The sequence below is a fragment of the Serratia sp. CY52157 genome (genome assembly GCF_052168495.1).
GTDB classification, from domain to species: Bacteria; Pseudomonadota; Gammaproteobacteria; order Enterobacterales; family Enterobacteriaceae; genus Serratia; species Serratia ureilytica.
In genome coordinates, this window is the sequence record NZ_JBJNMO010000001.1 from 724,064 (window position 1) to 736,388 (window position 12,325).

Consider the following 12,325-nt stretch of genomic DNA (forward strand, 5'->3'; position numbering starts at 1 on the left):
GGCTAAAAATCGGCCTGGTAGCATGAAATAGATTACGCAAGAACGCATTAGGAATACTCCTGTTATTTATAAGCCCCTCTTATATTGCATCGAAAAATAAGTGCTCCGACCAGGCGGTTTAATAACCGCAAAAAAGTAATCAAACCTGATGTTTCTTTTTGAGGAAATGTTCAGTCTTTCTGCTGTTCTTTCACTCGTCATACCGCCTCTCTTATGCATCATGACTGACAAAATCCGCATGCCGGGCGGTAAAAAGCGCCATGTTATGCCCGGTTCAGCGGTAGCCGACGCACCTGTCGCCGACGTTTGCGGTGAAAGTTATGATGCAAATCAAGAAATGTTTTGTTTCATCTGTTGATACTTTGCTTACGTATAAGATAGCCTCGCGAATGAAAATCATTAACAAAACTGGATGATTTAGCGGGATGCACTCACAGCCTGATTCTCGCGCTTCGGCCGGATGGCCGAGCCGTGCCGGTATAACGGCGCCGGGTTTATCGCCGGCAAACGTACATTCGCCACCTGTCTGCACTTCTGCGCCCTAAGCGTATGGGGTGGTGACATCTTCATGTCCGCACGCCCGAATTTTTATCACTCAGCCTGTTTTATGCGGCCCGCGTCGGGCAGGCATGCGTTATCTGTCGTTTCACGATCATAGGAGGTTTCAGCGCGGTTAAAACGTCAGTTTTCTTCTGGGTATAAATAAACATGGAGCGTAAAATGATACTTAATAAAAAATTGAAGTTAGCGTATTGCGTGTTTCTGGGTTGTTATGGCTTGTCTCTTCATTCATCTCTTGCCGCTTATCGGGAACCAGGACAATTAGGTTCACCCGACAGTTGGAAAACCGCAGAATTTAATCGCCAATGGGGGATTGAGGCTATTTCCGCCGAGTTCGCCTATGCCAGAGGCTATACCGGAAAAGGCGTGACGATTGGCGTTATTGATGATGCCATTCTCTCTCATCCGGAATTCGCCGGTAAACTGACGCGGCTGGATAACGGCAGCTATAATTTCTCGTATGATAAACAAGATAATATGTCATTCGGCACGCATGGCACGCATGTCGCCGGTATTGCAGCCGCCAAAAGAGACGGCTCCGGTATGCATGGCGTCGCCTACGACGCGGACATTATCGGCGCCAAGTTGAACGACTTCGGCAATCGCAACGGCCGCGAAGAACTGATCCAGAGCCCAGCCCGGGTTATCAATAACAGCTGGGGGATCCCACCGGCGGTCAGAAAGGATGCCAATGGCAACACCATTTGGCTGCCGAACGGGAGGCCTGACTATGTGGCGTGGGTGAAAACCGACGTCATCAATGAAGTGATGCGCAATAAGTCCAACCTGGAATGGGGCAGCGAGCAACCCGTGCCCACCGGCGGGCACAGCGCCATGGCGACGCTGCTGCGCGCCGCCAAGCATGGCAAACTGATCGTTTTCTCGGCAGGCAATTACAATAACTACAATATTCCTGAGGCGCAAAAGTCACTTCCCTATGCTTTCCCTGAGGTATTAAACAATTATCTGATCGTGACCAATCTGAGTAATAACGATAATTTAAGCGTTTCCTCAACCAGCTGCGGACATACGGCCAGTTTTTGCGTGTCAGCGCCAGGCAGCAGTATTTACAGCAGCGTAGGGGAGCTGGTTTCCAATACCGGCGGGGCGGTGAACCGCGAAGCCTATAATAAGGGCGAGCTGACGGTTAAACCCGATTACGGAAATATGTCGGGCACCTCAATGGCGGCGCCGCACGTCACCGGATTTGCCGCCGTATTGATGCAGCGCTTCCCTTATATGAGCGCCGCTCAAATATCCGCGGTCATCAAAACCACCGCCACCGATTTAGGCGAGGCCGGCATTGATCATTTATTCGGCTGGGGCCGCGTCAATTTACGCGATGCGATCAACGGGCCGAAGATGTTTATCACCCAAGAGGATATTCCGCAGGAATTCTATGTGCCGGGTTCCTACAGTGAAAAACAGTTTGTGGTGAATATCCCCGGTCTGGGGAATATCGTCGAAGCCGGAACCCCGGTTGAGCGGCGTTGCACGTCGGCCGAATGCGACTTCGATTCGTGGAGCAATGACATCCGCGGCCACGGCGGGTTGACCAAAACGGGCGCCGGTACGCTGGCGCTGTTGGGCAATAATACTTACAGCGGTGACACCTGGGTGAAACAGGGCGTACTGGCGATCAACGGTTCGGTGGCGTCCAATGTCTATATCGAAAATAGCGGCACGCTGGCCGGCGACGGCACGGTGGGGGCGTTCAGAGCGGTTCGGGGCGGCAGCGTGACGCCGGGAAATGGCATCGGTACGCTGCACGTGTTGCATGACGCCGTGTTTGATCGCGGCTCGCAGTATAACGTGGAGGTCGCAGACAATGGCCGCAGCGATAAAATCGAAGCGCGGCGCGCTTTCCTCTACGGCGGCAGTGTGAACGTCAGCCTGGAGCACAGCAAAAACCTGCTGTCGCAAAATGAGGCGCAAAGCCTGCTGGGCAACAAATACACCATCCTGACGACGACGGATGGCGTGACCGGCCGCTTCGAAAACGCCAATCCTTCGTATCCGTTTGTCAATGTGACGCTGGACTATCAGGGCAATGACGTCGGCCTTGGGATCACGCGCACCGCCGCCCGTTTTGACAGCCTGGCCAGCACCGAAAACGAGAAAGCGGTCGCCCGCGCGGTGGAAACGCTCAACGCCACGGAACCGGTCACGGAAACGGCCAAACGCAGCGTCGCGGCGCCTACCGCTGAAGCGCTAACCGCACTGCAGGGCGTTGAAGGCGAGGCGACAGCCGTTACCGAAGCGACGAGCCCCGTGGCCGGCCATCCGGTTTATGAAAGCTTCCTCGGCTTCACTTCGGCCAGAGAATTGCAGCAGGCGACACGTCAACTGTCCGGCCAGATCCACGCGGATATGGCTTCCGCCCAGATCAACGAAAGCCGTAATCTGCGCGATACCGCCACCGAACGCTTGCGCCAGGCTGAAGGCCGCCGCACCGCTTCCGATATCAAAGCGGATGATAATGGCGCCTGGGCGAAACTGCTGGGCAATTGGGGGCATGCTTCCGGCAACGACAACGCCACCGGTTACCAGACATCCACCTATGGCGTGCTGTTGGGTCTGGACAGCGAACTGTTTGACGACGGCCGGCTGGGCGTGATGACCGGGTATACCCGCACGTCGCTGGATGGCGGCTATCAGTCAGATGCTCACAGCGACAACTACCATCTGGGGCTGTACGGCGACAAACGTTTCGGCGCGTTGGCGCTGCGAGCGGGCGGCACCTATACCTGGCATCGCATCGACACGTCGCGCTCGGTAAACTACGGCGCGCAGGCGGATCGCGAAAAGGCCCGCTATAACGCGCGCACCGGTCAGCTGTTTATCGAAAGCGGTTACGATTGGAGCAACGACGTGGTCAATCTTGAGCCGTTCGCCAACCTGGCGTACACCCACTATCGCAACGAGGGGATCAACGAGCAAGGCGGGGCGGCGGCGCTGCGCGGCGATAAGCAAAGTCAGTCCGCCACCGCTTCGACGCTGGGCTTGCGCGCCGATACGCAATGGCAGACCGACAGCGTGGCGATCGCGCTGCGCGGCGAGCTGGGTTGGCAACATCAGTACGGCAAGCTGGAGCGTAAAACACAGCTGATGTTCAAACGCAGCGATGCGGCGTTCGACGTGAACAGCGTCCCCGTTTCCCGTGACGGGGCGGTTCTGAAGGCGGGCGTCGATGTTTGGGTTAACAAAAACGCCGTGTTGTCCCTCGGTTACGGCGGGCAATTGTCGTCCAACCATCAGGACAACAGCGTCAATGCCGGTCTGACCTGGCGCTTCTGATAGCCGTTGATCCGTTTCACGCTACTCAGCCCCCATCGCAACGATGGGGGTTTTTTATGGGGCGCGCGGAAGCGACAGGCCGGGCGGCGGTGTCTTCACAGGATAAAGGCGCGTTAGAACAGGATGTTTCTAATTCTTTTGGTTAGAAAAATTGATGATAATCATCTGAAATGACTAAAAGGATTTAGGCCGAAACATGGAATTTCTCTTCATTTTATTATTTTTTACCTTATACATATCAATTGCCTGTGAGTATCACCGGCGCCGGTGGCGCGCGCTGTATCGCCGTAAGAGAAATAAAAGAAAAGGCATGAAAATGAAACGGATGGTTAATATTCTGCTGTTCAGGCAATAAACCCAAAAAAAGGAGACGTCATGCAACGTCTCCCTCTAAATGCCCATTGAGCGCGGTGCGCCGCTTTATTTAACCGGCGTTCCGGCGATTATTTATCCAGCGCGTAGGCGATGACGTAATCACCGCGATCCGGCGACTGACGTGCGCCGCCGGCGGAAATGACGACATACTGCTTACCGGTGGTCGGCGAGACGTAACTCATCGGCGTGCCGCCGCTGCCGACCGGCAAGCGCGCTTTCCACAGCTCTTGCCCGGTGGACGAATCAAAGGCGCGCAGATAATAATCCTGCGTACCGGCGATAAACACCAGTCCGCCTTGAGTCGCCAGCGTGCCGCCCAGCGTCGGCATGCCGATCGGCATCTGCGCGCGCATTTTGATGCCGAACGGCCCGGTATCCTGCACCGTTCCTACCGGAACCTGCCACACCACTTTGCGCGTCTGCAAATCGATGGCGGAGAGGGTGCCGAACGGCGGTTTTTGGCAAGGAATGCCCAGCGGCGACATGAAGCGATTCTTATTGACGGCATATGGCGTGCCTTTGAGCGGGACCGCGCCCATGCCGGTATTCACGGCTTCACCGCCGTTGCCGGCCGGCGCGCCTGCGTCGGCTTTCTGCGGGATCATCTGCACCCACAGGCCCAGACGCATATCGTTGGCGAAAATATAACGGTTGTTCGGATCGGTAGAGAGACCGCCCCAGTTCATGCCGCCCAGCGAGCCGGGGAAGCTGAGGGAAACGTCGGTGTCCGGCGCGGTGAACAGGCCGTCATAACGCATCGATTTAAAGCTGATGCGGCACATCAATTGATCGAATGGCGTAGCGCCCCACATGTCGGACTCGCTGAGCTTCTGCGCGCCAATCTGCGGCATGCCGACGGAGAACGGCTGCGTGGCGGAATATTGCTCGCCCGGAATGGTGCGGGTCTTCACCGGCAGTTCCTTCACTTCGGTCAGCGGTTTGCCGGTATGGCGATCCAGCACGAAGATCTGCCCGCTTTTGGTGCCGATAACCAGCGCAGGGCGGGTGGTGCCGTCCTGCATCGGGAAGTCGAGCAGGCTGGGCTGCATCGGCAGATCGAAGTCCCACAGATCGTTATGCACGGTCTGATAGACCCATTTCTCTTTGCCGGTGGTCGCGTCGAGCGCCAGCACCGAGGCGCCGTATCGGTGATCCAGCGCGTTGCGGTTGGCGCCCCACAGATCGACGGAGGAGCTGCCCATCGGCAGGAAGACCGTGTTCATCGCCGGATCGTACGACATCGGCGCCCAGGAGTTCGGGGTGCTGCGCACGAAGTGTTGATCCGGTTTCAGGGCAGCGTTCGGCTGCGGATTGCCCGGGTCAAACGCCCAGCGCATTTCGCCGGTGATCACGTTGAAGCCGCGCAGCACGCCGCCGGGCATATCGGTTTGCACGTTATCGGCAACGCGCCCGCCGACCACCACGGTGGTGCCGGCCAGCGTCGGCGCCGACGTCAGTTGATATTTCGGATCGGCGGCGTCGCCGAGACCGTCCTTCAGGTCTACCACGCCCTGGTTGCCGAAGTGTTGGCAGAATTCGCCGTTGTCGGCGTTAATCGCCATCAGGCGCGCGTCGATGGTGTTCATCAATATGCGCCGTTGGCAGCTGTCGCCGGCCGCCAGCGCGACGGGCGCGGCGGGGGTTGAACCCGGCACGCTCGGCGCGGGCAACGGCTTGTTGATATCGAAGTAGGCCAGGCCGCGACAGCGGTTCCATACCTGCGACTTGGCGTTGACTTCTCGCCGCCAAATTTCTTTGCCGCTGTCGGCGTCGACGGCGATCACATTGTTATGCGGCGTGCACAGGAAAATGCGGTTGCCGATTTGCAGCGGCGTTTGCTGATCTTCCGCGCCGTTGCCATCAGGGCTGATAGGGATGTCACCCGTATGGAAAGTCCAGGCGACTTTCAGCTCCCGCACGTTATCGCGGGTGATCTGATCCAGCGCGACGAAACGGCTGCCGCCCGGCGTATTGCCGTAGTTATCCCAATCTTTCTGCTGTTGCGCTTTATCAACCGGGATCAGCGGCAGCGGCTGGCCGCTGAAGGCAACGGTGGGATGCGGCTGGAACATTTGGACAAAGGCGCCGACCATGCCGACCGCCAGCAAGGCGGAGAGCAGGTAAGCCGGCTTGGCCAACGGCGCTTTGCCTTCGCGCTTGCGCAGCGCCGGCCAGGTGAGGAAGGCCAGCAGCATCAGGCCGGTCGGCACCATCAGACGGGAAATCAACGGCCAAAAATCAAAACCGGCGTCCAACGGCGCCCAAATGACGGTGCCGATGAACACCGCCAGGAACAGCCAAACCGCTGAGGACTTGCGGCGGAAAAACTGAATGGCCGACAGCAGGATGACGAGGCCGGCAATCAGGAAGTAGGCGCTGCCGCCCAGCGAGAGCAGTTTGCCGCCGGCGACAGTGAAGAACAGGCCGGTGGCGGCCAGGATGATGCCCAACAGGCAACACCACAGCGTAAGTTTTATGCCCGAACGTGCATTGGCATCTGACATTGAATAATCTCCAATAACATACTGATTCTTAAAGGTGAAAAGGTCGTTATTGGCGACTATTGTAACATTGATGGAGGTGCGCTTGTTAAGGATATGTAACTGTTTTTATGAGGGAAAAGCCGACGTTATCGGCACAACCTCGGTTTGGCTTAGAGGAATATCCGTTTCTGCCAGTGTACGAGCTGCGCGGCAGGCAGAGAGGCAACCTGCGCCACCCGGTGGCGATTTTCCAGGGCGATTTCCCGGGCGCGTTGCAACGGCTCGGCGCTGAGGCGCTGCACGCTTTGCCGCAGCGCCTGTTGCGCCAGCTCCAGTTCGCCGGCGCCGAGGTGCGCCAGTTCATGGCGCATCTGCAGCAAGAATTCGTCGGTTAACTGCCGCAGCTGCTCAACGGCGAACGTCGGGGATTGCAGCGCAAACAGCAGGCCTTCGGCATCGGCGCTGCGATGAAAGGCGCATTGCACCACGTAACCCACGTTGCGCTCGACGCGCAACTGCTGGAAGTAACGCGGCGCGTAAAGCCGGGCCAGCACGCGCAGCGCCCAACGGCCTTCGGCTTCGTCGTTCGGCAGCGGGTAAAATTGCAGCAAGGCGTGTTCTGCGCCGCTTTCCGTCAGGGTGACGGGGTGGTGATGCAGAGGCGTCGGCCGCTGAGCCTCGTCGGTTATGGGAAAAGGAAAGTCATACAGCAAATGCGACAGCCGCCGTTTTAACTCGCCGTCGCCGCCGACCAAGGTGGCATGCCAGAGTGGGGCCGTTGCCGTTGATACGCTCAACGCCGCCGGCAATTGGGCTAACAGGCGGCGAATGGCGATATCGTTTTGCGCTTTGAGCTGCGCGTGGCGCAGGTTTCTCGCCGCCTCGTTGATGACGGCCGGCGGCAGCGCCGCCAGGGCTCGATTCACGACGTTCAGACCGTGGCAGATCAGCGCTGCGCTGCCCGCCAGCTGTAACAACCACACGCCCTGGTGGCGCTCGAAGCTTAAATGTCCCTCCCGATGCGCTAACTCGGCCGCTCCAGGGCGCAATGCCGCCTGCAAACCACAGGCCTGTTCTTCGCTGAGAGCGGCATGCGACGCTGGGCGCAGCAGCAGCACCGGCTGCGCTTCGTCGGGGTGCAGATGCCGCAGCGGCGCCTGGCCGGCCGGCAGGGGCGGGATCGGCAGCGCCGCCGAGGTGGAGAAAAAGCGGAAAGGATCTATCGTGGGCGTCGGCACGGTGCGAACGAAGGGCGCGAGCGCCAACGGCAGCCCTTGAATTTCACGCGTTTCACCGCCTCCCTCAGGCAGCACGGCCAGACGGCGATGCGGCGCGCTAATCAGCGCCGAAATATGCCGTGGCCAATCGTCGTTCGGCTCCACCGGCGGCAGCCCAAATGCTCGGGCGCGCAACTGATCGAGCGGCGCCAAACGGTGGAAATCGCGGTTTGCCAGTTGCCCGAAATGCGCAAGCTGAGCCGGTGTCAGCGCGATAAGCGCCTGCAACCAGGCCAGCAAGGCGCTTTCGATGTGGGCGGCTTCAGACGCCGAGCCGTGATTGACGGTAAAAATAAAACTCAGCAGGGCGCTGTTTTCAGCGCAGCGGGCGTAATCCAGCCTAACGGCGTCGGCCCACGCGTGAGCGCGCAGCCGTGCCAGCAGCCCGCCAGGGGCTTCGTCCAGCAATAAACGCTCCAGCCGCCGCAGCCAGCCGCGTGAACGGGAGTGCGGCAGGGCAAACACCAACCGCAGCTGCGGCGCGCCGGGCAGAGACAGCGTGTAATCTTGCCCGGCGGCCAGCGGCGGCAATGCCTCGGGCGGCGCGACGCTGCCCGGCGGCAAGGCGCCGCCGTAGCGCTGCGCCAGCGCATGCAACTGCTCGAGCGATTGCGGGCCTTGCAGCCACAGAGTGATGTTCGACGCGCGGTAATAGTGGTGGTGAAACTGCCGCAGCACCCGCTGCAACGCGGGAATATCGCTGCCGAAAGCGGCGCGGCTGCCGATATGAAAGCGGTGCAACGCGTCAATGCCGCTGAACATCTGCCGCTGCGCCGCTTCGCAGCGGGTTTCACCGTCGGCGCGCAGCAGGCGATATTCGGCGTCGATGACCTCGATCTCCTGGGCGATTGCCTCAGCCGCCAGCTGTGGGACGGCGAGCATATCGATCAGCCTGGCCAACCCCTCCGCCAGCTGTTCGGCGCCCACCTCAAAGAAAAACGCGGTTTGCGTGGCCTGGGTCGTGGCGTTTAACCGGCCGCCGACCGCCGGCGTCCAGCCCATCAGCCCATCCTGTGCGCTAAAGTTCACGCTGCCGCGAAACAGCATATGCTCCAGCAGATGCGCCAGGCCCGGCCAGGCGGCAGGCGCCTGAAAGCTGCCCGCCTCGATGCGCACCAGCGCGGCGGCGGCCTCGGCGTCAGGCGTGCTTATCGCCCTGACGGCCAAACCGTTATCGAGCTGCCACGAGGCGGCGAGTGTCATCGTCAGCCCTTGAAGATCAGTCGGGAGTTGGTCTGATTGCGAAAACGCAGCTGATCGATGCCGATCTGCGAGCGATTCGCCGCTTCACGCGCCGCCAGAATGGTGCCATGGTGCGGCGACTTGCCGCACACCGGATCGGCGTTGTCGGCGTCGCCGGTCAGCATGAACGCCTGGCAGCGGCAGCCGCCGTAGTCTTTCTCTTTCTCCGAACAGGAACGGCAGGGCTCCGGCATCCAGTCATAGCCGCGATAGCGGTTAAAGCCGAAGGAGTGATACCAAATATGCTGCAGATCGTGCTCCAGCACCGACGGAAAGGCGATCGGTAACTGACGGGCGCTGTGACAGGGTAACGCCATGCCTTCCGGCGTCACGCTCATGAAAATAGCCCCCCAACCGCCCATGCAGCCTTTGGGGCGTTCCTCATAGTAATCCGGCGTGACGAACAGCAGGTTGGCCAGCTTGCCGTCGGCAGCCATGCGTTCGCGATAGCGTTTCACCACGGCTTCCGCATCGGCGATCTGTTCGCGGGTCGGCAGCAGGCCTTCACGGTTCAGGTGCGCCCAGCCGTAGAACTGGCAGGTCGCCAGCTCGACGTCGTCGGCATCCAGCTGGATCGCCAGTTCGATGATGCGGTCGATCTGGCCGATATTATGGCGATGCAAGACGAAGTTGAGCACCATCGGATAGCCGAGCGCCTTGACCGCCTTGGCCATCGCCAGCTTCTGCTGAAACGCCTTGGCGGAGCCCGCCAGTGCAGCGTTCAACGTTTCATCGCTGGCCTGAAAACTGATCTGAATATGATCCAGCCCGGCGTCGGCGAAGGTCTGCAGCTTTTTCTCGGTCAGGCCGATGCCGGAGGTGATCAGGTTGGTGTAAAACCCGAGATCGCGCGCGGCGGCGATCAGCTCGGGCAGGTCTTTACGCACCAACGGCTCGCCGCCGGAGAAACCGAGCTGTACGCTGCCCATCGCCCGCGCCTGGCGAAACACCGCGATCCATTGCTCGGTCGTCAGCTCTTTTTCCTGCGCGGCAAAGTCGAGCGGGTTGGAGCAATAGGGGCACTGCAGCGGGCAGCGATAGGTCAGCTCCGCCAGCAGCCAGAGCGGCGGATTTACCGCCGGCGCGCGTGGCTCAGTCACGGAAAGTCACCCATTTTTGTTCGTAGGCGCGCTGGAAAAACGCCAGCACATCGTCCGCCAGCCCCTCGGCGCCGGGGAAGCGGGCGTTCAGCTGCGCGATGATGCCGTTCAGCGTGGTGTTGCCGTCAACCAGCTGCAGGATGGCGGCGGCGCTGTCGTTCAGTTTGGCCATGCCTTCCGGGTAGAGGATCACGTGGCTGTTTTGCACCTGCTCCCATTGCAGGCGGTAGCCGCGGCGGAAGACGGGGGTGTGTTCAGGATTCAGTGTCATTACACCAGCCTCTGATTGTGCCAGACCCGCGCGGCGGTCACGCTGTGGTAAGGCGGGCGGTTCAGGGTATAGGCCATGCTCATGGCGTCCAGCATGCTCCACAAAATATCCAGCTTGAACTGCAGGATTTCCAGCATGCGCTGCTGTTTTTCAACGGTATCGCAATAGTCCAGCGCCAGCGCCAGCCCGTGCTCCACGTCGCGGTTGGCCTGGCCGAGGCGACTGCGGAAATAGTCGTAGCCGGCGGCGTCGATCCACGGGTAGTGCTGCGGCCAGCTGTCGAGGCGCGACTGGTGGATCTGCGGCGCAAACAATTCGGTCAGCGAGCTGCAGGCCGCTTCCTGCCAACAGGCGCGGCGCGCGAAGTTGACGTAGGCATCCACCGCGAAACGCACGCCGGGCAGCACCAACTGCTCGGACAGCAGGGCGTCGCGCTGCAGCCCAACCGCCTCGCCGAGGCGCAGCCAGGCCTCGATGCCGCCTTCGCTGCCGCCGTAACCGTCGTGATCCAGAATGCGCTGCACCCATTTGCGACGGGTTTCCGGCTGCGGGCAGTTGGCCATGATCGCCGCATCCTTGATCGGAATGCTGGTCTGATAGTAGAAACGGTTGGCCACCCAGCCCTGGATCTGCTCACGGGTCGCTTCGCCGTTGTGCATCGCGATGTGATACGGGTGGTGGATATGATAATAAGCGCCTTTGGCGCGCAGCGCCGCTTCAAATGCCTGCGGAGTCAGGGGGAGTGGTTGCGTCATGGCGATTCCCTACAGTTCGATATTCATGCCGTCCCAGCTCACTTCGATGCCGGCGGCGCTCAGGCTCTGCCGTTCCGCGGAGTCTTCATTGAGGATCGGGTTGGTATTGTTAATGTGGATCAAGATCTTGCGTTTGGCGGGCAAGGTGCTGAGCAGGGCCGCCAGCCCGTGCTCTTCCGCCAGCGCCAGATGCCCCATGTCTTTGCCGGTATTGCGCCCCACGCCGGCGTTGGCCAGCTCATTGTCGCGCCAGAGCGTGCCGTCGATCAGCAGGCAATCCGCCCGGCGCAGCCAGGGCATCAAAGCCTCGTCCGGCTCACCCAGGCCCGGCGCGTACAGCAGACCGACCCCGCGCGCGGTATCTTCGATAAACAGCGCCACGTTGTGGCCCGGCAGCGGGCGATCGCGGTACGGCGAATAGGGCGGCGCGTTGCTGAGCAGCGGAATGGCGGTGAAGCGCACGTTTGGGCAGACCGCCGTGTGGAACGGTTCGCCGGGCGTCACCGGGTGATGGATTAACCCGCCGTTCCAGTGAGAGAGCATGGGAAACACCGGGAAACCGGTGCTGAGATCGTCGTGCACTTCGGGGGTGCACCAGACCTGATGCGGGCAGCCCTCACGCAAATTGAGCAAGCCCGCGCTGTGATCGATCTGGCTGTCGGTCAGCACGATCGCGCCGATGCCGGTGCCGCGCAGCACGTCGGGATTGTTCAATTCGGGCGAGGCCAGCAGCTGATGGCAAATGTCCGGGGAAACGTTGCACAGCACCCAGTTTTTACCGTCGTCGCTGACGGCGATGGAAGACTGCGTGCGGCGCGTGGCGTTGATGCTGTGGCTGCGAACGCCCCGGCAGTTGTCGCAGTTGCAATTCCACTGGGGAAAGCCGCCGCCCGCTGCCGAGCCGAGAACTTTTATCTGCATGTCTGAACCAGAAAAAGAAGGAAAGAAATGCCCGCGAGAAAGG

7 protein-coding genes are annotated in these 12,325 nt (G+C 60.3%); 1 reads left to right on the forward strand and 6 read right to left on the reverse strand.

Annotation, left to right across the window (positions count from 1 at the left end):
* Positions 1-927 precede the first annotated feature (927 nt).
* Entirely contained in the window at positions 928-3,858 is a 2,931-nt protein-coding gene (locus ACJ8IP_RS03575; RefSeq protein ID WP_273974297.1) for an autotransporter domain-containing protein, read from the forward strand.
* 443 nt (positions 3,859-4,301) lie between these two features.
* On the opposite strand, the gene ACJ8IP_RS03580 is transcribed toward ACJ8IP_RS03575, so the two are convergent.
* From ACJ8IP_RS03580 to pqqB, 6 genes are all read right to left on the reverse strand, one after another.
* The gene (locus tag ACJ8IP_RS03580) at positions 4,302-6,737 is read right to left on the reverse strand and encodes a glucose/quinate/shikimate family membrane-bound PQQ-dependent dehydrogenase (protein ID WP_223084770.1); all 2,436 of its coding nucleotides are present in this window, start codon (positions 6,735-6,737) and stop codon (positions 4,302-4,304) included.
* Positions 6,738-6,886: 149 nt separating this feature from the next.
* The gene (pqqF, locus tag ACJ8IP_RS03585; protein ID WP_273974296.1) at positions 6,887-9,196 is read right to left on the reverse strand and encodes a pyrroloquinoline quinone biosynthesis protein PqqF; all 2,310 of its coding nucleotides are present in this window, start codon (positions 9,194-9,196) and stop codon (positions 6,887-6,889) included.
* Positions 9,197-9,198: 2 nt separating this feature from the next.
* The gene (pqqE, locus tag ACJ8IP_RS03590; RefSeq protein WP_033643058.1) at positions 9,199-10,335 is read right to left on the reverse strand and encodes a pyrroloquinoline quinone biosynthesis protein PqqE; all 1,137 of its coding nucleotides are present in this window, start codon (positions 10,333-10,335) and stop codon (positions 9,199-9,201) included.
* On the reverse strand, positions 10,328-10,606 hold the full coding sequence (gene pqqD, locus ACJ8IP_RS03595; RefSeq protein WP_033643059.1) for a pyrroloquinoline quinone biosynthesis peptide chaperone PqqD: 279 nt from the start codon (positions 10,604-10,606) through the stop codon (positions 10,328-10,330). Before pqqD ends, pqqE begins: the two co-directional genes overlap by 8 nt.
* Positions 10,606-11,361, reverse strand: a complete 756-nt coding sequence (gene pqqC, locus ACJ8IP_RS03600) for a pyrroloquinoline-quinone synthase PqqC (protein WP_089194742.1) — start codon at positions 11,359-11,361, stop codon at positions 10,606-10,608. The genes pqqD and pqqC overlap by 1 nt, the downstream gene beginning before the upstream one ends.
* 9 nt (positions 11,362-11,370) lie before the next feature.
* Positions 11,371-12,282, reverse strand: coding sequence for a pyrroloquinoline quinone biosynthesis protein PqqB (gene pqqB / locus ACJ8IP_RS03605; protein WP_033643061.1), 912 nt, complete (start codon positions 12,280-12,282; stop codon positions 11,371-11,373).
* Positions 12,283-12,325: the final 43 nt, after the last annotated feature.